Here is a 22,063-nt window from a genome sequence, read left to right on the forward strand (position 1 = left end):
GCCGTCTGCGCCCACGCCACCTCCCGCGCCTGCGCTCTGGCCGCGCGCAGGCCCGCCAGCGCATCAGCGTCCACAGCCGACAGCAAACGCCAGGCGGTCGGGTCCGAGGCCACCGGACCGAACAGTTCCGCCTGGTCACGCAGCACGGCCAGGTCCGCAATCGCTTCCCCGCCGTCGGCGAGCATCACCGCGAGGTCCACCGCGACCTGACCCGGGTCGTGCACACCCCTGCGCTGCCGCAGCCCGGACAACGCCTCACTGAACGCACCGGTCAACCCGGTCACGTCAGCGACATCGGCCAACAACCGAGCCCCGGCATGCCCCACCACACCCCGCCCGTCACCGCTCACCACGATCTTCGGACGTACTCCGGTAGTCTTCACCTGGCAAGTGCCTTCCGAGACGGGCGATCAGGGCCTTCGACAAGCCAGATCATCCCAGATCAGAAGGCACTTCCTCATCTGCGATCAAGGACCGGACGCCCCTTGATGAAGGGCCGAGGTTAGGGGGTCTCCATTCCGAGTTGGCGTCACAGGAATCCGATGGCTACAGTTTGAGGACCAGCAGGCGGTCCGACAGGCTTTCGCTCCTGAATATGCCTCCACCGCACGAAATCTTCGTGCACCCGGAGGCAAACGGTCGTGCCGCGCTACTTTTACGTCTACGTCGGCAGAGAGTCCAGGAGAAACCTGGAAATCGGAAGAGCGCTGGGTGTCTGGGGGTGGCGCTCTGAGGCTCTCGACGTGCGCAGCAAGCCCGATCCTCGACCGAGCCGGGACGTTGCCCGAAGCATGGCAGTGGGAGACTTCCTCATTCTGGCATTCGCCGGGTCCCCCGGTCCCCGTAGGCCTCAGAACGAGTTCGTTGAAGGTAGTCTTTCGGAACTCATCATCACCCGAATCACCAGGCCTCTTTATGGGTCGAGCCGTCGGGTCTGGCCCGACGACGTCTACCCGGAACGGGTGGATCTCCGCTTGGTAGAAAGCGTAGGGCCGGTCAAAGGACAGAGACTGGGTGTCGGAGCGATGCGGGCACTCCAGCGATCCGGGACTACACGAGGGATCCCAGTTGCCGAAGCACCGATCGCGCTTGGGTCTCTGATCCTCACCGAGGACGGCCTGCCAGATGAACCGTTGGACCTTGAAGGCGATCTGGACATACTCACGGAGGTGATGCGGCGCAGGGAGCAACGTCGGCTACGACGCCGGCAGTTCGGCCTGCGGGACCAGATCACCTGCGACCTGTGTGGGCGGTTGGTGCCAGCGCGATTGGTGGCAGCAGCACACATCAAACGGCGCGCCGAAGCGTCCCGGGAGGAGAGGCTCGACCCCGGAAACATCATGGCGAGCTGCCTGCTCGGCTGCGATGCATTGTTTGAACACGGCTACATCTATGTGGATTCGAAGGGAGTAATCAGGGCAGCTGACCGCACACAAGGCGACGTCGCGGCGTCGACCCGGTCGTTGACTGGACGCCGGTGCACGGCCTACAACGCTCAGTCGCGTCGATTCTTTGAGTATCACGCGACGAGGAGTGGCCATCCATGGACCGATGCAGGCCGCCGCACTGATTACGCGTGGCTGACAGCCGGATGGCCCCTCGTTGGCGAAGCTGAGGTCGAGAACGTCGTGAGGGACGTGTAGTAGGAAGAGAGCCGCTCGCTTCGCCCACGGCTGCCTGAGCCAATTCACCCGCGAGCCGGACCGGGCGCGGACCGAGATCGAGCAGGTCGTCCGCCGACCTGGCGGCCGGTCCGCCGCTGCACATCGCCGCCCTGATGGACCTGACCCGGGCAGCCCCGCGCTCCGCGCAGCCGGGACCCTGGAAGGAGCCCACCGATCCGCCCGGAAACTGATAGCTTGACCAGGTAGGAGCCTAATTCGCATTTCCTCCGGAGTGCGGGGGTAGTGGTGTCGCATCCGATCGGATCCGCGCGGACGGGGCGCCACGCGAGCAGGCACGGTCGGCGGCGTCTGCCGGCCACGCTCGCGCTGGCGGCCGTCGTGCTGCTGGGTGCCGGTGGGGTGGCATGCACCGGCGGGACGCCGAGGAGCGCCCCGTTGCCGGGTGCCAGCGGAGTGCCCGATGCCGGCGAGGTGGCTGATGCCGGCGGCCAAGCGCGGGCGGACGGCCCGACACAGGCAGACGGCCCCGCCCAAGCCGACGGCTTCACTCAGGGGGAGCTTCCCGCGTGGGCCGGTGGTCCGCCGGATCCGGACTCGCCGGCGGACGGCCCACGACCGGCTCTGTGCGCGACCGAGCCCTCCCCCGCCGACCCGGTCGGGCAGGCGCCGATCATCTCCGGCAGGGAGGTGTGGAGCTTCGTGTCCGCGCCGCAGCTGCGGCCGATGCGGGTGACCGTCGCGACGCACCGCGCCGGCACCGCGCCCGGGCAGATCTTCGTCGCTCCGTACAGCCGGTCGACCATGGTCGGCCAGACCGGGTCGCTGATCCTCGGCGACGGCGGTGATCCGGTGTGGTTCCGGCCGCTGCCGTCGCCGAGCCTGCAGAACGCCGACTTCAAGGTCCAGACCTGGTACGACCCGGCGACCGGGACGTCGCAGCCGGTGCTGACCTGGTGGCAGGGCACGATCGCGGATCCGCCGGGCGGGGTGCCGGAGCCGGGCGGCTGCTACTACGTCTACGACTCTCAGTATCGGCTGCGGCAGACGGTCGCCGCGCGCAACGGCTTCCGTGCGGACGCGTACGAGTTCCTGCTCACCCCCCGGGGTACGGCGCTGTTCATCGCGTCCCGGCCGGAGCAGACGGACCTGCGGCCGTACGGTGGGCCGGCTGACGGGGTCATCCTGAACAGCGAGGTGCAGGAGGTCGACCTGGCCACCGGGGAGTTGGTCTTCTCCTGGAACGTCCGCGAGCACGTCGACCCCGCCGAGTCGCAGGTGCCGGTGACCTCGGGTGCAGCGTGGGACGCGTACCAGGTGAACTCGGTCGACGAGGGCCCTGACGGGCAGCTGTTGATCTCCGCCGGGAACACCTGGGCGGTCTACGCCGTCGACCGGGGCAGCGGGGACATCCAGTGGCGGCTCGGCGGCCGGCGTAGCGACTTCACCTTCGGCCCGGACGCGAGCTTCGCCTGGCCGCACGATGCCCGGTTCCGGCCGGACAACCGGATCAGCGTGTTCGGCGACGGCTGCTGCGACCAGCCCGGCGGCAATCCCGGGCAGCGGTCGCACGGGCTGGTCCTCAGCCTCGACCTGGACAACCACACCGCGAGCGTGAACCGGGCGTACCACCACAGGCCGGCGTCGACCTCGCAGTCGCCGGGGAACCTGCAAGGGTTGCCGAACGGCAACGAGTTCGTCGGGTGGGGGCAGCAGCCGTATTACTCCGAGTACGCGGGCGACGGCAACACCTCAGGCGACGGTAAGCGGAACCTGCTCTACGACGCGCGGATGCCCGGGGAGAACTCCTCCTACCGGGCCTTCCGGAACGAGTGGGTCGGTACGCCGTACTACCCGCCGAGCGTGGCGGTCCGGCGCGAGGGCGCGCAGAGCGTGGTCTACGCCTCGTGGAACGGGTCGACCCAGACCCGGGCGTGGCAGTTGCTCGCCGGCCCGGACCCGGAGTCGCTGGCGGTGGTCGTCGAGCACGCCATGCGGACCGGGTTCGAGACGACGGTCGGCACGGTCAACGCCGGGCCGTACTTCCAGGTGCGGGCGCTGGACCAGGATCGGACGGTCCTGTCGACCTCGGCCGTGGTCCGCCTCGACGGCTGACCGGGCCCGGTAGGCGAAGCCGCCAGTTTCCCCCTCATCAACCCCCCTTTCGTCGTCTTAGCGAAAAGTTGTGCCGAAGTCTGCCGTAAGCCATGGACATATCTACATTCCTTTTGTTAGCTTCGGGCCTGGCAGCATCGATCAACACCCACCTCACGCCAAGATCCTGCGCCCGCGTCGCCCAGCTGTGGCGGCGACGGGCGACTCGGTGCTGCCCACCGCACCCACCAAGGAGGAACCGAACCGGTACGTCCCCGACCTGCCCGATCAGTCCTCAGTAGAAGGAGAGGCAGTTGAAGAGACGACTCGCGCTCGCCGTGGCGGGCCTGACCACCATCGCCCTCGTCGGCACGCCCACCATCTCATCGGCCGCCCCGAGCCCCTCGGCGGCCGCCCCCAGCTCCACCACCGCACCCCCGGAGACGGCCTTCCAGAAGGTCACCCTCAACGACCGCCCGGGCGAGCCGATGGACCTCGCCGTGCTGCCCGACAACCGGGTGCTGCACGTAACCCGCAAGGGCGAAGTCTGGTTACACAACCCCGATACCGGCCGCAACACCCTCGCCGCCACGCTGAACGTCTACCAGCACGACGAGGAGGGCCTGCAGAACGTCGCGATCGACCCCGGCTTCGGCAAGGGCGGCAACAACTGGGTCTACCTGTACTACTCGCCGCCGATGAACACCCCGGTCGACGATCCGTCCACTCCGGACGTAAACGAGGGCGACGCGCCGGCCTGGGGCACCGAGGCGGACTTCGCGCCGTTCGAGGGGATGATCCGGCTCTCCCGGTTCCGCCTGGTCAAGGACAAGCTGGACCTGACCACCGAGCAGCAGATCCTCGACGTGCCGGTCGACCGGGGCATCTGCTGCCACGTCGGCGGGGACATCGTCTTCGACGCAAAGGGCAACCTGTACCTGTCCACCGGTGACGACACCAACCCGTTCGAGTCCGGCGGCTACGCCCCCATCGACGAGCGCCCCGGTCGCCACCCGGCGTACGACGCGCAGCGCAGCTCGGCCAACACCAACGACCTGCGGGGCAAGATCCTGCGGATCAAGGTGGGCGCGAACGGCAGGTACACGATTCCGGACGGGAACCTCTTCAAGAAGGGCACGGCCGGCACCCGGCCGGAGATCTACCTGATGGGTCTGCGCAACCCGTTCCGGATCGAGCTGAACCGCAAGACCAACGAGCTGTACGTCGGCGACTACTCGCCGGACGCCGGCCAGCCCAACCCGCAGCGCGGGCCGGCCGGGCAGGGCAAGTGGCTCGTCGCCCGCAAGGCCGGCAACCACGGCTGGCCCTACTGCGCCACCCCGCAGCTGCCGTACGTGGACTACGACTTCGCCACCGGCGCCTCCGGGCAGACGTTCGACTGCTCGGCGCCGGTCAACGAGTCGCCGCACAACACCGGGCTGCGGAAGCTACCTCGGGTGGAGCAGCCGGACGTGTGGTACGGCTACGGACTCTCGCCGCAGTTCCCCGAGCTGGGCACGGGCGGCATCGGACCGATGGCCGGGCCGGCGTACCAGTTCTCCGCCCCGACGACCCGGGGCCGCGCCCCGGTGGCCTGGCCGGCGTACTACGAGGGCAAGCCGCTGTTCTACGAGTGGACCCGGGACTACGTGAAGGCGTTCCAGCTGAACCGGAGCGGCAAGCTGAGCGGGATCGAGTCGGTGCTCCCGTCGGTCATCTTCGACAACCCGATGGATCTCGAGTTCGGTCCGAACGGCGCGCTCTACGTGCTGGAGTACGGCGACGGCTTCTTCAGCGAGAACCCGGACGCGCAGCTGGCCCGGATCGACCACATCGGTTGGGACGGCAACCACAGCCCGGTGCCCCAGGTCTCGGCCACGCAGACCAACGGGCTCGCGCCGCTGACCGTCGAGTTCTCCAGCGAGGGCACCACGGATCCCGACGGTGACCGGCTGACGTACGAGTGGTACCTCGACGACGACAACAAGGTCGACTCGCGTTCGGCGAACCCGACGTTCACGTACCGGAAGAACGGCATCTACCACGCGACGCTCAAGGTGACCGACCCGAAGGGACGCTCGGCCGCCGCGTCGGTCCGGGTGGTGGTCGGCAACGCCGAGCCGGTGGTCGAGCTGGTCACGCCGGTCGTCGGCCAGCCGTTCACCTTCGGCGACACCGTGCAGTTCGAGGTACGGGTCACCGACGACCAGCCGGTGGACTGTGCCCGGGTCAGCGTGACGTACATCCTGGGTCACGACGACCACGGCCACCCGCAGACCACCGCCAACGGCTGCACCGGTTCGATCACCACCACGGTGCCCTCCGGTCACGACCCGGCCACCGACAACCTGTCCGCCGTGTTCGTCGCCTCGTACACCGACCCCGGTGGGGACGGCCTGCCCGCCCTGACCGGAACCGACGAGGTCGTCCTCGTTCCCACCACCCACTAGGAGTCAACATGTGTTACGGGTACGACGGGAAGGCCGCGCTGCGGCGATCCGTCATTGACCGGCGGGGAGTGCTGCGCGGTTCGTTGGCGGCGGTCGCCGGTGTCGGGCTCGCCACGTCGGGGATCGGCGCGACGGCCGCGGCGGCCACCACCAAGGTCACCGGGCGCAAGCGGGTGCCGCCGGGCCTGATCAGCATCCAGCTTTGGACGGTCCGCGACGCGCTGTCGGGTACGCCGGGGTACGACGCCACCCTCAAGCACCTCGCCCGGATCGGCTACCCCAAGGTGGAGCTGGCGCTCGGCTACTTCGGGCGGTCCGCCGCCCAGCTGCGTCGCTTCCTGGACAGCATCTGCATCAAGGCCAGTTCCAGCCACGAAGGGATCAGCGCCGACCCGGCCGCCCTGCGGCAGAAGATCCAGAACGCGGTCACCCTCGGTCAGAAGTTCATGGTGGTGCCGTACCTGTACTCCGAGAACGCCGACGACTGGAAGCGTTGGGCGGAGCAGATGAACGTCGAGGCTGCGGCGGCCCGCAAGGCCGGCCTGCGGTATGGCTACCACAACCACGCCCACGAGTTCACCATCGACCTCGGTCGGGGCCGGCGCCCCTGGGACGTGTTGACCGAGGAACTCGATCCGAAGCTCGTCCACCTGGAGATCGACATCTACTGGGCCGTCACCGGCGGCATCAACTCCGGCGACGGCGTGGCCGACCCCGAGGGCTTCACCCTGGACGTCATCCGCACCGCGCCGCAGCAGGTCCTGCAGTACCACGTCAAGGACCGGCACGCGGCCGACGGCGACATGGCGGACCTGGGTACCGGGATGATCGATTTCGGCCGGATCTTCCGGAAGCACTCGGTGCTCGAGTACATCGTCGAGAACGACACCCCCGATGTGACCCCCCAGCAGACGGCCGAGGTCGGCTACCGCTACCTGGACAAGCTGCGGTTCTGACGAACCCCGGTCAGCAGTGCTGACGGACCCCAGGGCCGGCCGCGCCGAGCCGGCCCTGGGTCCCGGCACAATCGCCGCCATGAGCGCTCCCGAGCTGGTGTTGGTGCTGCGCTACCGCAAGGCGGTGACGTACGGCCTGCACGTCCTGCTCGGCGCGCTGGAGCAGCACGCCACCGGGACCCGGTACGAGGTGCGCTTCGGCGAGACGCCGGAGGCCACCGCGGCGCACATCCGGGATGCGGCCCCCGCGGCGGCCCGGGTGCTGGTGCTGTGGTCGTTCTACTCCCCCGACGCCGAGGCCCTCGCCCGGGAACTCGCCGAGATCCGCAGCAGGGCCGACGCGCCGAACGTGGCGCACCTCGCCGGCGGGGTGCACGCGACCGCCGAGCCGGTGCAGACCCTGGACGCCGGTTGGGACATCGCGGCCGTCGGGGAGGGCGAGACGACGCTGCTGAGCCTGGTGGACGCGGTCGGCGACCCGACCGGCGTCTCCGGTCTCGCCTACCGGGACACCACCGGCGCCGTGATCAGGACCGGCCGTCCGCAGCGCCGGCCGCTCGACGACTTCCGTGGCTTCTCGCTGCGCTGGGACCGGTTCAACGCCCTGGAGGTCACCCGGGGCTGTGTCTTCTCCGAACCTCGACGCGGTCGAGGAGTTGCTGGCCAGCTGCAAGGAGGGAATCGGGCCGAACGGGCGTGACCTGGCCGACCTCGGCGCGCGCATCCACGCGCACACCTTCATGCCGCTGCCCGGCACCCCGTGGCGCGATGCCCCGCCCGGCGACGTCGACCCCGAGACGATCCGCGAGGTGGACCGCCTCTCGCAGCGCGGCGCGCTCTACGGCCACTGGCAGAAGCAGCGCGACCACGCCGCCCGCCTCGCGGCGGCCGCCGAGGCGTATCCCCGCCCCGGACGCAGCCGAACGATCCTGCCCCAGCTCCCACGGAACGAAACACCCGTTGGTATCGGACTGATGCCTCAGGGATTCGACTCGGTGCTCAGCGAGTTCGTGCCCGAGCGGACTGGAAGCAGCGCGTCCCGGACTCGGTGTTGGAGGCCAGCAGACGTGGGAACTGTTGAAGCCGAGTGGTTGTGCCAGCACGCCCCTGACAGCGAGATTTCCACTGTCAAGAAAGTTTCCGGTAACTTCTTGCGTCGCACGAATTTGCATCGATACGTTCACCGCACCCGAACAGGCCCGCACCACGACGGTGGAGGTGTCATGAGGATGCGCACAGCCCGCGCCGCCGCAGCAGCCATGCTGGTCGCGGCTGGCCTCGCGGTGGTGAACGTCGCCACCCAGGCCAACGCCGCCGGCGTCGCGGCGACCGCTGGCCCCTACGTCAAGGTCGGATACTTCACGCAATGGGGCATCTATCGCCGCAACTTCCTCGTGAAGAACCTGCACACCTCGGCGATGGCGGCGAAGCTCACGCACATCAACTACGCGTTCGCCAACGTGGGCGCCGACGGCCGTTGCTTCGAGGCAAACCAGGCCGGTGTCGGCGACGCGTGGGCCGACTACCAGCAGCGGTTCAAGGCCGGCGACTCGGTCGACGGGGTCGGCGACGTCATCAGCCAGCCGCTCGCCGGCAATTTCAACCAGCTACGCAAGCTCAAGGCGATGTACCCGAACCTCAAGGTGCAGCTGTCGATCGGCGGCTGGAGCTGGTCGAAGTACTTCTCCGACGCGGCGCTGACCCCGGCATCGCGGCAGGCGTTCGTCTCCTCCTGCGTCGATCTGTTCCTGAAGGGCAACCTGCCGATAATCGGGACGTCCCCGCACGGCGGGCCGGGCAGTGCGTTCGGGGTCTTCGACGGGATCGACCTGGACTGGGAGTGGCCGGGTTCGGAGGGTAATACCGGCAATGTCGTCCGGGCGCAGGACAAGCAGAACCTGACGTTGCTCGCCGCCGAGTTCCGCCGGCAACTCGACGAGTACGGCGCTCAGGTCGGCCGGAGGTACTCGTTGACCGCGTTCCTGCCTGCGGATCCGGCGAAGATCGCCGCCGGGATCGAGGTGGCGTCGCTGTTCGGCTACCTCGACTTCGCCACCGTCCAGGGGTACGACCTGCACGGTGCGTATGAGCCGACCACCAACCACCAGGCCCAGCTCTTCTCCCCGGCCGCCGATCCCGCGCCCGAACGCTTCAGTGTCGACTTGGCCGTCCGCACCTATGTGAGCGGCGGCGCCCCGGCGGCCAAGCTCGTCATCGGCATCCCTTACTACGGGCGCGGCTGGACCGGCGTCACCAACGTCAACAACGGTCTCTACCGGCCTTCCTCCGGTCCGGCAAGGGGCACCTACGAGGCCGGGATCGAGGACTACAAGAAACTGGTCGCCAAGAACGGCAGCCGCTTCTACGACGCCAGCGCCGGGGCGTCGTGGCTCTTCGACGGCCGCAACTTCTGGTCGTACGACGATCCGCAGGTGATCGCCCAGAAGACGGCGTACGTGAAGGCGAACGGCCTCGGCGGCACGATGGCGTGGTCGCTGGACGGCGACACAGACACGGGCACGCTCACCACCGCCATTCACAATGGCCTGAACTGACCAACGGCTGCGGGTGGCCGGGTTCGTACGCCCGTAGGTGGTCACCTGCAACACCCGCTTGCTGCCGGCACGTCCTCCACCGCCCACCGCCGCCACAACGGTTCGGCGGCCACACCCGCCTTCGCCGTGGCATAGGCCGCGGCCTCGCGAACCTGAGGGTCGGCGTCATCGAGCAGCGCCACCAAGAGCTCCAGCTGGGCGTTAACCGCTGCCCGCACCCACGCAAAGTCGGCACCGTAGGCATGGTGATCGTCGGCCAGCATGCCCAACATCCAGACGAACTCGTCACGGCGGTTCGCGGCCCCCGCCGCGAGCTCCGCGAGAAACGGCACCGCGATCACCGTGGCCGGGTAGACCGTGCCCTGATGGAAGATGCTGCCGTGCAGGTCGGAAATCGCCTCCGAGGCCACCTCGCTGTTGTCGGAGCCCGCCTGCCGGAGCAGTTCCGGCGTGTCGTGCGCGCTTCCGTACGCATGTGACAGCTCGTCCCAGTCAATCGAATCAAGACCATCAAGCACGCCGCGCAGCCTATGCGTCCCGCTGGGTCGTGTGGAGGGTCACCTACTGGGTGGGCGACGGCCCGCGTGATCGGGTCACCGCACGGGCGGCTCCTGCGGACGGCGGTCCGTCGGCCGTTGGGGCGCGCGGGGTGTGCTGGGGAAATCCCGATCGCCGGTCCACAGCGCCGGCACCGCGTCGGTGCTGTGGGCCAGCTCGTATGCGATGTTCTCGTAGTTGACCCGCCAGCCGCGAAAGTGCGGCCAGGACTGCGCGGCCGAGCGTTCCAGGGAGAAGCCGGCCCGCTGCACGTGCGCCACCGCCTCCGCGTACTCCTCGAACGTGAGCCGGAGCGGGCTGTCCGGGCGGGGATCGGGATCGAACGGGATGTGGACGACCCGGGCGATGTCGCGCAGCGCGGTGAAGCCCGAACGCAGCATCAGCCGCGCGGCGGGGACCGTCGCCGCCGTCGGGGCCAGGGAGATGTGCATCGCGGCGGCGTCCATCACCGCGATCAGGGCAACGACCCAGCTACGGTACGGGCGCGGCGACCGGAACGACAGCAGCACCGGATAGTTCGTGTGAGTCTCGCCGATGTCCGCGGCCAGGCGCTCCCAGTCCTCGTACAGCCCGCGCAGTTCGTCGACGGTCCCGACGAGGGCCTGCCGGGCCAGCAGTTCCGGCCCCCAGGCGGGCGGGGACACCCGGGACTCCAGCAGGGTGACCTCCAGTTCCCGCCGGTTGTAGGCACCGTAGAGCGTCGGCAGGTACGCGATCTGCAGCGCGATGACCACCGGTCCGCTCGCGGCGGCGACGAAGTCCAGCACGTTGAGCCGGCTGCGGGCGCTGGAGGCGAAGCCGAGGGTGAACAGGCTGGATCCGGCCTCCCGGAACGAGTCCGTCCAGGACAGCCCGGAGATTCCGTACATGAGCAGCCCGTACCCGAGCAGCAGCCCGGCCAGCCAGGACCACAGCATCACCAGCAGCACGATCGGCGCCAACCAGGCGAGGAACCGGTCGCGTGCCTCGTAGCCGCGCAGGGGCGCCGACGCCCGGCGCAGCAACCATCGCGTCATCCGCCAGAGCACCCGCACCAGCGCCGAGCCCAGCCCGCGCGTCACCACCAGGTTGCGCAGGATGCTGCCCACCGTCATCGCCAGGACGGCCAGGCCAGCCACGGCCGAGATCCACCGCATCAGGTGATCCCTCGGGAAGGTCGCGCGACTGTCATCCCGACCGCCTCCGTGACATCGGTTCCCTCTCGGACCCGGCCGGCTGGTGGCACTCACCCGCTACGGGCGGCGGACCGCGACGTACCTGGGCGCCCGCACGCAAGGGTGGGCGTCGCACCGGCCGACCGGAGGTGCTTCCGGCTGCCTGGTTGGGGGCGGTATGCGTCGCCGTCACTGTAGCGCCGCAAAGCGGGGACGGGGTGCGGATGGCGAGCAAGGCGACGATGGCTGCGGCGCACCGGCGAACCCGTCCCGCCCGGCCGCTGGCGGGTCAGCGAGCTGCAGCGACGTCGCGGAGCAGGTCCGCCACGGCTTGGACGCAGGTCTCGTAGAACGGGTCCAGACGCCCTCCAAGAAGCACCGTTGAACCGCGCCTACGCGCGTAGAGTGACCGCCGGATAGTCCGTCAAGACCGCAGCGAGGGACCGGTACTCCGCCTCGGTGAGTGGCTGGCTGAACTGAACTGAAGCATCGCCGAGCCCGACCCGAAGCTGGTGCAGGTCGATGGGGCTCGACACCTCCACGATGCGGCTCATGACCCGCGATCTTCCCGCCTGGGCCGCTCTACAAGATCCGGCGCGGTTCGTTCGAGACTTGTCATTGACTGTCCAAACCCTTGGTAGCGGCGGTGAGGCCGCCAGCGGTTCGGAATGCTTGAGGTGGCACCCCGTAGGCCGCGCGGAACAGGCGACTGAAATGAGCCTTGTCGGGAAAGCCCCATTGTGCAGCAATGCTATAGATTGGCCGCTTCGCCAGGGAGGGATCGCGCAGGTCCCGAGCACATCGGTTGAGGCGCTGTAAGCGGATCAGCTCCGCGACGCCCGAGTCTTCCGCCTCGAACAACCGGTGGAGGGCCCGAATGGAGATGTGGTGCGCTGCGGCCACTGCCGAAGGGCTGAGGTCTGGGTCGCCAAGGTTCCTGTCGATGAAGGCCTTGATCTGGATGCGTAGGGAGCTGTTGCGAACCTCGCCCGGCAGCGTCTCGGCGGCATCGAGCCGTTGCGCGAGCGTGGCGGCCATGAGGTCACGGGCGATGTTGTCCAGCCGGGGAGCATCGGCGGAGTCGTACTGCTCGGGGTGGGTAATGATCTGGCGAACGAACTGGCCGAGCAGTACGCCAATGCCCCGAGTGGCGGGAATTCTCGCCCCGACGATCATGGCGACTTTGTTCGGATGCAACGGGATCAGCGCGTGTGGGATGAGAATGGTCAGCGTGGTCAGCTGATCCTGTTCAGGGCTGACCGCACGATGTGTCGACATGTGCGGGCGGGATGTGTCGACGAAGGTGAATTCCCCAGCGACGAGCTCGTTCTCTCGTCGCTCGGCCATCACGCCTCCGGACCCAGACAGCGGCAACGCGAGATGGTACATCTCCGGGTCACCGCGGCGAATCAGCTTGCCCGTGCGGTGCATGTCCAACGACGGGTAGCTCCAGGACGAGAGGACCACGTCGCCCAAGCCAACCACCTGCGCCTGGGCGCGGAAGTTCTTGGCGTGATCGCTGCTCACCCTCGACGGTACGGACTCGCGGGCGACGAAGTCGTGCCAGAATCCGAATCGCTCACCTTCAGGGAGCACCACAGTGTCCAGTGATTCGACGGCGAGCATGTTCTTGGGCCCCTGTCTCCTCTGCAGCTACACGGTGTCAGGACGCCCGCACGAGATTACACAGGTCGAGGCTAACGAACGGGGCAGCGTAGATCATCTCTTGAGACAAGGAGCCATCAGCTTGGTCTTCCGCCCCAACGGGGCAGACACCGGCCAGGCGCGCGCCGACGAGCATGCCGGTAAGCCGGTCCGCACTGTCGGGAGGCAGGTTGACGGCGGCGGGCGCGTCGAGATCGTTCTCTCCGACGGCGCTCGGGTGCAGGCGTACGGCCACGAGGTCGTTCTCGGGTGACCACCTTGAGTTCGCACACGGATGCGCGTGCAGCGCCTACCGGCTGGTTCTAGCGAGGCCGTGGTGCGGCGGGGGACTCACTTACCATCAAACAGACACCTGGCCAGCAGCTGTCTGCGGTTGGTCAGCCCTGTCACGTGCGCGCGTGGCTCGTCGCCCACTCGAGCGCGTAGTCGGCCACCTGCTCCCAGCCAGGCTCGACACCGGTGAAGTGTGAGCGGTCCGGAAACTCGTAGGTCTCAGTCGTCGCCTCGGAGTTGCGGTACTTCTTCGCGTTCGAGCGGATCACCGAGGGCGGCATCAGGTGGTCTTTGCCGCCAATGATGAACAACAGCGGAGCACGGTCGTCCAGGTCGTAGTCGACCCAGGTCTCCTGGTGGCCCGGCTTCCAGTTGGCTATCAGGCCATAGGCCCAGACCCAGTTGCCGGGCGCCGGGATGTGGAGGCGGTCGTACGCGGCGTCGGATTCCTCCCGGCTGACCGTGTTGGCGAAGGCATAGTGGAACTGCTCCTTGGTGAAGCCCACCGCGCGGTGCCGGTTGGCCGGGTTCTTGAGAATCGGGAACAGGGACTTGATCTGGGACGGCGGGTTCACCCGCACGCCCTCCGGTGGCGCCGAGTCGATCACCACCGCGGCGGCGCCCAACCCGCGGTTCACCAAGAGCTGGGTGAAGGTTCCCCCGAAGGAGTGGCCCATGATGATCGGCGGCTGGTCCAGGCTCTCGACCACCTCGCTGAGATGATCGAGCGTTGCGGTAACGGAGGCCTCGGCGATGACCTCGGGGTTTTCCCGCAACGCCTCTACCTCGATCTCGAATCCCGGGTACGTCGGCACGAAGACCTCATGGCCCTTCGCCCGGTAGTGCTCCACCCAGCGGTCCCAGCTTCGGGCGGTCATCCAGAGCCCGTGGATCAGCACGATCGGCAGGGCATTGGTCGTCGGCTCGCTCATGATGCTCCTTCCGATGGGCTGCAGCAATCGTCGGAACCCTCAGACAGCGGTAACCTCACGCCGCAGGGATGAAGTCGCGGCCCGCCGGCGCACGCTCTGCACCGCCGCCGGGTCGCCGGTCGCTTCCGTGAAATCTTAGCCGTCCGCATATCGGTCGGAAGCAGAAGCGACGTGTACGCCCGGACGCGTCGTCAGTTCGGCGCACCTCGTCACGGACGGTCACGCGTTGGCCCGGGCCGGCTGCTGATCCTGTCACCCACCAGGGTGAAACCGCCGTGTCGCCCATCAGCCGGGGTCGGACACCCGGGCGACCCGCCCGAGCCCGACAATGCCCGCATCCCCACCGCTGCGCCACAGCACCGCCACATCGCCGCGGGCCGGGCCACTCCCACGTCGCTGCTGGCGTCGGCCGCTCGATCGGTCGCCGCGAAAGCCGCGCTGAGGACGATCACCACGGTCGAACGTCTGGGCCTCGTTTCCCCGCTGAACCCGCGGCGGGCAGGGCGGTTGACCGCCTGGGGTGAGGGCGCTCACGGGCGGCGGCAGGCGTCCCGCCGGTACCGTTCCTCCTCGGGTGCGCGCACCGCCGCGCCGGGCCGGCGACCTGCGCTGTCCCGCGCGGCGAAGCCCCGACCGGTCGCACCCGCCTGGATCACGGCGCTCCCGCCAGACCACCCCGAGCAGAGGAGGACCCCCGTGCCGGACGCCGAGCAGCTGCTCGCCGACGCCCTCGCGGCGGCGCGCGGCACCGACGTACGGGCGGCCGAACGCGCCCTCGACCGGCTGGTGGTCGGCGACGGACTGGCGGTGGACGCGGCGCTGCTCGCCCGCCTGCTCCGGGGCGTCGGGCGGCTCTGGCCTCGGGGCTGGCAGCCGGTCGACCTGGACCGGATCGCGGCCCGGCGGCTGGCCACCGGGGGCGCGCGGATGCTCCGGGACGTGCTGGCCGCCCAGCGGCAGACGCAGCCGGGCCCGGTCCCGCAGTGGTTCGACGATCAGCTCGCCGAGTTGGGCGCGGGCTGGGACGGCGACGCGGGCTGGCTGGACCGGCGGGCCGGGGGCGACCGGATCACCGCGTTGCGGGACGCGGTCGACGCGCTCGGGCTGGTCGAGGGGCTGCCGCCGATCGCGGTGCTCCGCCCGCCGCCGGGCGGGCCGACCGCCGCCCCGCGCAGCACGGCGCCGGCCACCGGTTCGCGGATGCTGGACCGGGTACGCGCCTTGCTGGCCAAGGCCGAGTCGACCACCTTCCCCGCCGAGGCGGAGGCGCTCACCGGGAAGGCGCAGGAGCTGATGGCCCGGCACAGCATCGACGCCGCCCTGCTCGACGCGACCGCCGAGCGGCCGGATCGGCCCAGCGGCCTGCGGCTTGGCACCGATGCCCCGTACGCGGCGGCGAAGGCGCTGCTGATCCAGGAGGTGGCGGCGGCGAACCGGTGCGAGTCGGTCTGGTCCGACGACCTCGGCTTTGCCACCGTGCTCGGCTTCCCCGCCGACCTGGCGGCGGTCGAGCTGCTGCACACCTCGCTGCTGGTGCAGGCCACCGCGGCGATGCTGCGTGGCCGGGGCGAGCGCCGCGCGGGCCGCGGCCGGCGCACCAAGGGCTACGACGAGTCCTTCCTCAACGCGTTCGCACTGCGGATCGGGGAGCGGCTGCGGACGGTGACCGCGGCGGCGGATCAGGAGGCGGTCGGGGAGCGCGGTGGCGACCGACTGCTCCCGGTGCTCGCCGCCCGCTCGGACGCCGTCCGGGAAAGGGTCGACCAGCTCTTTCCCGGTGTCACCCGGCACCGGCTCCAGGTGCGCGACGCCGAGGGCTGGACCTCGGGTACGTCGGCCGCCGACCGGGCCTCGCTCGACGTGGGCCCCCGGGCACGCCGGCCGGTACGCCGGGGTCGCTGACTGTCTGGTGGACAAATCCGCACACCCAGGCGCGCGCCGCCGATGCCCCCTGTGGACGGTGAGCGAGGCGTCGCGAAGCCACTGCCACGCGCTGGGGTTGCCCGCGTTCACCAGCAGTAGCGTCGGTCGGTGGCGAGACTGGTAGAGGGTAGAACGGATTTGCGGCTCGATGTCCTCGCGCTCGCTGCTCGGCGAGCGCGAGGCCGATTCTCGGCCAGGTCCTCACTTATAGCTGCGACCCCGCATCAATGAATCGTTTCACCTCGTGAAGCTACGGCTGTCAACCGAGGTGCCGGCTCGGCGCCCAGCCTGTTTGTCCACTGAGATCTGGCCGGATGCGGTCATCCGGTTGTGACAGAGTTAACACAGCCGTAAAATGTGTGACTGAAACGTTTCAGGCCAATTGGAATCGGCAAGTCGATGTCACGTTACGTGAGCAGGGCTTGGAGGAGGCCAACCACATCGCGCAGTCAGCTATCGACCAGCGGGGGTTCGCCCCGCTCACCGGCAGACCGACGGCTGGGTTGGCCGGTATAGGCACCTCGCCGCCAAAGCCGTCCGCCCGTGGTCGGCAGGCTACGAACTCTCCCGCACAAGCCTGACCCTGACTGCGACGGCCCTGCGGACCCGCTCAGGCCGCATTAATGGATCAGCCGTGCAGCGAAAACCGCCACAGCCGGAATGAGTTAGGAGGCATCGCATCACGAGCTTCTTGCCCAGTTTCAGTCTTTGCACGGGCGCCGGGTGTCCTGAGGGGACTCGCGCGTGGCACCTCCAGTCATTTGCGCTTGTGCGCGATGCACGCGCAAATCATGAAAGGCAACTATGAAAACGAAGAGAACGTCAAGCCTGCTGGCGGCGTTGGTCTTAGTGTTGACGGTCGGCACCACCGGCGCTTTGACGCAGCCGGCCGCGGCATCGGATGCGCGGGTGTCGGTGGGAGGCTTGGAAGTAAACCACCTCACTGAACCCATGGGGATCGACGATTCCGCGCCCGTCTTTTGCTGGGGCATGGACTCGAATATCATTGGCGCGAAGCAGAAGAGCTACCGCATCGAGGTGGCGAAAGACTCGGCCTTCCGCCAGATCGCTTGGGACAGCGGCACGGTCGCGTCGGATGAATCGACCGACATCAGCTACGGCAGCACCGGCGACGCGGAGGCGTTGACGCCGGAGACCGACTACTGGTGGCGCGTGACCGTTGTGGACAATCGGAACGTCACCACGTTGTCTGATGTCACCACGTTCTCCTCGGGGTTGATGGACGAGGGGATCGGCGCCTGGGACGGCGCCCAGTGGGTCGGCAGCGCGAAGACGAAGCTCGACGCGGTCTCCGCTCAGCTCTTCGACATCAACGCCGGGTTCACCATCAACAGCGGTGACAACATCTCGTTCATCTTCGGCGCGGACGACCCGCGCTTCACCAGCGACTTCCGCAACGTGTACGGGGGGCCCGGTGGCGAGAACTTCATCCGCTTCGAGCTGGATCTCTCCGGGGTGACCGGCGACGCCACCACTACTGGTGGCGTGGTGAACATCTACCGCAAGGGTTACCACCGGACCGATGACGTCGACGGCGACCCGAATGTCCACCCGTACAAGTCGGTCAGGCTTGCCGACAGCTCCACGGCGGCCGTGCGGAACCTGTTCACGCCGAGCAACAAGAACCAGGAGCACACCCTGCGCATCGTCGGGAGCTCCAGCGGGCTGACGTTCACGGTCAACGGCGTGAACATCGCGGGCTTCAATGCCAGCACCATGACAATGAACCCGGACCGGCCCGGGCAGGTGAACAACCTGAACGTTACCCCGAACTCGACCATCAACGCTGCGCAGGTTCACTCGTTCGTCACGGGCAACAACTACAACACGTTCCCTCACCTGGGCTCGGTCGGCTTCTCGGTCAAGAACGTCGACGATGATGTGACGGTCACCGACTACCGGCTGATAGACGTGGGCCAGAGCGCCAGGCGCACTCTTTTCAACTCCACGACAGAGGCCAACTACAGCATCTTCACTGATCTTCCGAGCTCGGGCATCACGGCGAACGGCGACGAGATCCGTGTCCACCCGACTGCCCCGGAGCAACTGGGGCCGAAGTACGCCGACCCCAGCTACGGTGCGCAGACCCATGTCCGTTCGGAGTTCGATCTGGACGAGGACAAGGACATCGCCAAGGCTCGCATGTACGTGACGGCGCAGGGCGGTTATGAGATGTTCATCAACGGGGCGCGGATGAGCGAGGACTATTTCAACCCCGGCATCTCCACTTTCGCGAAGACGCTGCATTACCACACCTACGACGTGACGGACATGCTGTCCAATGGCACCAATGCCGTTGGAGCACTCTTGGGCCCCGGCTTCTGGACCGGCTTCATGACGTTCACGCCGAACAACTACAACATGTTCGGCGACAGCGAGGCGCTGCTCGCGAGGCTGGTCGTCACCTATGTGGATGGAAGCACCCAGACCGTCGTCACCGACCCGGCGACCTGGAAGGCGTTCAACGACGGGCCCAACAGGTACGCCGACAACTTCCAGGGGGTGAGGTACGACGCCAGCAAGGAAGCGAACATCGTCGACTGGGCGAAGACCACCTACGCGCCCGCTCTGCTCGACAAGTGGACACCAGCCGATGTGATCACGCCCAAGCCGCAACTGAACTTCAAGATCATGGCGCGTCAGGACAAGCCGGTCCGTGAGGTGGAGCGCCTGACGGCGACGAGAGTGCTGAGCACTCACAGCGCGGACAAGTTGACCTGGACCTACGACATGGGCGTCAACATGGTCGGGGTGCCCAGCGTCACCATCCCGGCGGGAACGCTCCGAGAAGGCGATGAGGTCATCTTCCGTTTCGGTGAGACGATCTACCCCGGCAACAGCGACTCCCCGAACGTGAACTGGCCGGGCCCGGACCCGAGGGTCCACCAGCCCACGCCGTACGCCGACCTGTACGGACCGAACGGCACCTATCGGCCCGGTGTCGCGGGCAGAATCCTGTCCGACAGCTATCGCGCCGCGTTCGTGAGCGACTTCTACAAGGCGTCGGCCGAGGACGCGAACCGTGACGTGGTCATCACGCCCAACTTCACGTTCCGGGGCTATCAGTACATCGAGATCACCATCCCCGGCCGAACGACGCCGTTGCCGCTGAAGAACATCGAAGGCATCGTCCTCTCGTCCATCGACCTGCCCGAGGGCACCTACCAGGCGACGACGAGCGACGACAACTACACGGCCGGTCTTGTCAACCAGTTCTTCAAGAACGTCCACCGCAGCCAGATCGGCAACTTCTTCTCCATGCCGCTTGACTGCCCCCAGCGCAACGAGCGCATGGGGTGGACCGGAGACCTGCAGGTGTATGCCCGTTCGGCGTCCTACAACTCCCGGGACACCCAAGCGTTCCTGCGCCAGTGGTTGATCTCACTCCGTGACGCCCAGGGAGTCAACGGAGGCATCGGCGACACTGTGCCGATCCAGAACCTGGTCGGTGACCGGGGGAACGCCTTCCCGCAATCGCCCACCTGGGAAGGTGCCGTCGCGCAGGCGCCGTGGCAGCTCTACGTCCAGTACGGCGACACGCAGGTCATCAGGGAGAACTTCCCCACCATCAAGAGGTGGCTGGAGGGATATCACTCCGGTGTGCTGCATGCGGACTATCCCGGGCTCACGAGCCGCACCTCGGGCAACGCCGACCACGTCAGCATGGACAACAACACCGGGCCGCACATGGTCGGACAGGCGATGTACCTGTACTACCTGCAGATCTCCGCGGAGATGGCCGACATCGTCGGGGACAGCGAGTACGCCGACACCTTGCGGCAGCGCTTCGCGCACGGCAAGGACAGCTTCAACAGGCTGTACGTCGATCCGCAGACCGGCTTCACACTGAACGCGACTCCGGGCGACAACGTGATCAACGGTAGGACTCTGCAGGACTCGCAGGCCTCCTACGCGACGCCGCTCAGCCTGGACCTGTTCAGCGATGAGATGACGGTGCAGGCCGGGGCGAATGCGGGTCTGACCTACAAGAAGTTCGCCACGAAGCGCCTCGCGGAGCTGGTCGCGGATCCGAGCCAGAGCCGCAACGGCGCCGGCCCGGTGGCTGGTACGGGGCTGTTCTCGGGTGGACAGGCGAGCAACAAGCCCTACACCATCACGACCGGGTTCAACGCCACCCCCCACATCCTGCCGGCGCTGACCAAAAACGGCGAGATCGATACGGCGTACGAGCTGTTCAGCAATGACCAGTTCGCAAGCTGGCTCTATCCCGTCACCCTGGGCGCGACCACCATGTGGGAGCTGTGGGGCTCCTATGAGCGCGCCCTCGGCGTCGGCGGCCAGAGCACGATGAACTCCCAGAACCACTTCGCCCTCGGCGCCTCCCAGCAGTGGATGTACGAGTACCAGCTCGGCATCACCTCCGAGGGGAAGAAGGGATACCGGAACTTCGTCCTCCAGCCGGTCGCTGGCGGCGACTTCACCTCCCTCAAGGGCAGCTTCCCGTCCAGCTACGGAGACATCCACTCCAGCTGGACGGCCAAGGACGGCAAGATCAGCACGTATGCCGCCACGGTTCCTGCCAACACCACCGCAACCCTCTACCTGCCGGTGGACGCCCAGATCAGCGGCTTCAAGAGCATCCCGGGCGTGACCTTCGAAGGGATGTCCGAAAGGAACGGCCTCAGCACCGCGAAGTTCAAGCTGGGCGCCGGAGCGTACAAGTTCACGGTTAACGGCGACAGGGTGACGGCCACGATCGACAGCGGGTATGTCGTCGACCCGGCACCGTCCTCGGTGACGGTCGAGGTGAAGCCGGGCTCGGTCCAGGCCACGAAGCAGAAGGTCAACATCTTCGTGGACGTCACGTCCGAGGGCACTGTCCGTCCGCGCGGGACGGTCGAGGTGTTCGTCGACGGGGTGTCGGTCGGCACGACGACGATCAACCCCGCCGGCAAGGGCAAGGTGCAGGCCGGACCGTTCCCGACGGCCGGCGAGCGGACCGTCACCGCGAGCTACAGCGGCGGCGACAGAACCCTTCCCAGCACCTCGGATCCGGTGACCTTCACGGTCACCCCACCGAAGGGCTAGCGGGGATCTAACAACGGCGGGCTTCCCGCAGGCGCACTGCAACCTGGACCAGAGCCAGATGCAGGAACGCCTGCGGGAAGTGCCGGGACTCCTGGACATTGGGCCGAGTCGCCCGTACCTCGGCCCCCGACGACTGATCAGCACCTGGACCCGGGCCAGCCGCCCGTCACGGATATGCCTGGGATCCCGCCGTGGCGCAGTGCGGATCGGGCGGCCGCGGGCGGCGGGCAGCGGCCATCGGGCGCGGGCTTCCGCTGACTGCTTGGCTGGCGACGAGGGTCGTGCCTCGGCCGGGCTCTGCCGACTTCCAGCTGCGATCAATTGTCTACATTGGTGCACGTTGTTCGATGGCCGAGCCAGGAATGTCGCCGGCCGGCCGTGGTCTACACAGGACTATATCGATATGGTTACCGGCAAGTTGGCTGCCGGTGAAACCGACGGGCCGCCAGCATTCCTCTGCCCCCGCAGAACGGAGGATCCCGTGACTTCATCTGCCGAGAAGGCAGCCACCGGTGACGAGGTCGAGTCGCAACGGCCCATACCCCGCTTCCTTACGCACTTCACACCGACCCGCTACCGCCGCCGGCTAAGTCCTTTCTCCCGGCTACCAAAGCACTCCAAGATAGGCGACACCTGGCACGTGGCGGCCAAGACCGCCCCGGACGAACTCGTCATCGCCGACCGTGCCCTCGACATCGACCGGGACGGGCCGGCGAGCCGCACCTACACCGAATGGGCCGCGCTCGTCGACCGGGTCGCGGCCTGGCTGCACCATGCTGGTGTACGGCCGTGGGACCGGGTGGCGGTCCTC

At 67.9% G+C, this 22,063-nt stretch carries 16 protein-coding genes; 10 read left to right on the forward strand and 6 right to left on the reverse strand.

Going from position 1 to position 22,063, the window contains the following annotated elements; all coding sequences use genetic code 11:
- On the reverse strand, positions 1-383 hold a 383-nt coding region (locus AB0M52_RS11350), incomplete at its 3' end, for a transposase (RefSeq protein ID WP_363952004.1).
- Between the two features lie 258 nt (positions 384-641).
- Between AB0M52_RS11350 and AB0M52_RS11355 the strand changes: the two genes are divergently transcribed.
- The 6 genes from AB0M52_RS11355 (at position 642) to AB0M52_RS11380 (ending at position 9,677) form a co-directional block, all read left to right on the forward strand.
- On the forward strand, positions 642-1,643 hold the full coding sequence (locus AB0M52_RS11355) for a hypothetical protein (protein ID WP_363952007.1): 1,002 nt from the start codon (positions 642-644) through the stop codon (positions 1,641-1,643).
- 681 nt (positions 1,644-2,324) lie between these two features.
- On the forward strand, positions 2,325-3,737 hold the full coding sequence (locus AB0M52_RS11360) for an arylsulfotransferase family protein (protein WP_363952010.1): 1,413 nt from the start codon (positions 2,325-2,327) through the stop codon (positions 3,735-3,737).
- 293 nt (positions 3,738-4,030) lie between these two features.
- Positions 4,031-6,166, forward strand: a complete 2,136-nt coding sequence (locus AB0M52_RS11365) for a PQQ-dependent sugar dehydrogenase (protein WP_363952013.1) — start codon at positions 4,031-4,033, stop codon at positions 6,164-6,166.
- 8 nt (positions 6,167-6,174) lie between these two features.
- Positions 6,175-7,122: a sugar phosphate isomerase/epimerase gene (locus AB0M52_RS11370; RefSeq protein ID WP_363952015.1), complete on the forward strand. Its 948-nt coding sequence runs from the start codon at positions 6,175-6,177 to the stop codon at positions 7,120-7,122.
- Between the two features lie 79 nt (positions 7,123-7,201).
- Positions 7,202-7,822, forward strand: a complete 621-nt coding sequence (locus AB0M52_RS11375; protein WP_363952018.1) for a cobalamin-dependent protein — start codon at positions 7,202-7,204, stop codon at positions 7,820-7,822.
- A 40-nt stretch (positions 7,823-7,862) separates the two neighbouring features.
- Positions 7,863-9,677, forward strand: a complete 1,815-nt coding sequence (locus tag AB0M52_RS11380) for a glycoside hydrolase family 18 protein (RefSeq protein ID WP_363952021.1) — start codon at positions 7,863-7,865, stop codon at positions 9,675-9,677.
- A 41-nt stretch (positions 9,678-9,718) separates the two neighbouring features.
- Here AB0M52_RS11380 and AB0M52_RS11385 read toward each other — a convergent pair whose 3' ends face one another.
- The 4 genes from AB0M52_RS11385 to AB0M52_RS11400 form a co-directional block, all read right to left on the reverse strand.
- Entirely contained in the window at positions 9,719-10,195 is a 477-nt protein-coding gene (locus tag AB0M52_RS11385; protein ID WP_363952024.1) for a hypothetical protein, read from the reverse strand.
- Positions 10,196-10,270: 75 nt separating this feature from the next.
- On the reverse strand, positions 10,271-11,371 hold the full coding sequence (locus AB0M52_RS11390; RefSeq protein WP_363952027.1) for a hypothetical protein: 1,101 nt from the start codon (positions 11,369-11,371) through the stop codon (positions 10,271-10,273).
- Between the two features lie 410 nt (positions 11,372-11,781).
- Positions 11,782-11,943, reverse strand: a complete 162-nt coding sequence (locus tag AB0M52_RS11395) for a hypothetical protein (RefSeq protein WP_363952030.1) — start codon at positions 11,941-11,943, stop codon at positions 11,782-11,784.
- Between the two features lie 61 nt (positions 11,944-12,004).
- Positions 12,005-13,015 carry a helix-turn-helix domain-containing protein gene (locus tag AB0M52_RS11400; protein ID WP_363952033.1) on the reverse strand — a complete coding sequence of 337 codons (1,011 nt, stop codon included), beginning with the start codon at positions 13,013-13,015 and terminating at the stop codon, positions 12,005-12,007.
- 100 nt (positions 13,016-13,115) lie between these two features.
- Between AB0M52_RS11400 and AB0M52_RS11405 the strand changes: the two genes are divergently transcribed.
- Positions 13,116-13,307 carry a hypothetical protein gene (locus AB0M52_RS11405; RefSeq protein WP_363952045.1) on the forward strand — a complete coding sequence of 64 codons (192 nt, stop codon included), beginning with the start codon at positions 13,116-13,118 and terminating at the stop codon, positions 13,305-13,307.
- A 133-nt stretch (positions 13,308-13,440) separates the two neighbouring features.
- Here the strand turns inward: AB0M52_RS11405 and AB0M52_RS11410 are convergent, their stop codons facing one another.
- The gene (locus AB0M52_RS11410; RefSeq protein WP_363952036.1) at positions 13,441-14,259 is read right to left on the reverse strand and encodes an alpha/beta hydrolase; all 819 of its coding nucleotides are present in this window, start codon (positions 14,257-14,259) and stop codon (positions 13,441-13,443) included.
- Between the two features lie 696 nt (positions 14,260-14,955).
- Here AB0M52_RS11410 and AB0M52_RS11415 point away from each other — a divergent pair.
- The 3 genes from AB0M52_RS11415 to AB0M52_RS11425 all read left to right on the forward strand — a co-directional run.
- Positions 14,956-16,161, forward strand: coding sequence for a DUF2786 domain-containing protein (locus tag AB0M52_RS11415; protein ID WP_363952039.1), 1,206 nt, complete (start codon positions 14,956-14,958; stop codon positions 16,159-16,161).
- Positions 16,162-16,986: 825 nt separating this feature from the next.
- A complete protein-coding gene (locus AB0M52_RS11420; protein WP_363952041.1) occupies positions 16,987-21,252 on the forward strand; it encodes a family 78 glycoside hydrolase catalytic domain in 4,266 nt (1,421 codons plus the stop codon).
- A gap of 481 nt (positions 21,253-21,733) precedes the next feature.
- On the forward strand, positions 21,734-22,063 hold a 330-nt coding region (locus AB0M52_RS11425), incomplete at its 3' end, for a hypothetical protein (RefSeq protein ID WP_363952043.1).

The sequence above is a fragment of the Micromonospora sp. NPDC051296 genome, from assembly GCF_040682255.1.
GTDB classification, from domain to species: domain Bacteria; phylum Actinomycetota; class Actinomycetes; order Mycobacteriales; family Micromonosporaceae; genus Micromonospora; species Micromonospora craterilacus.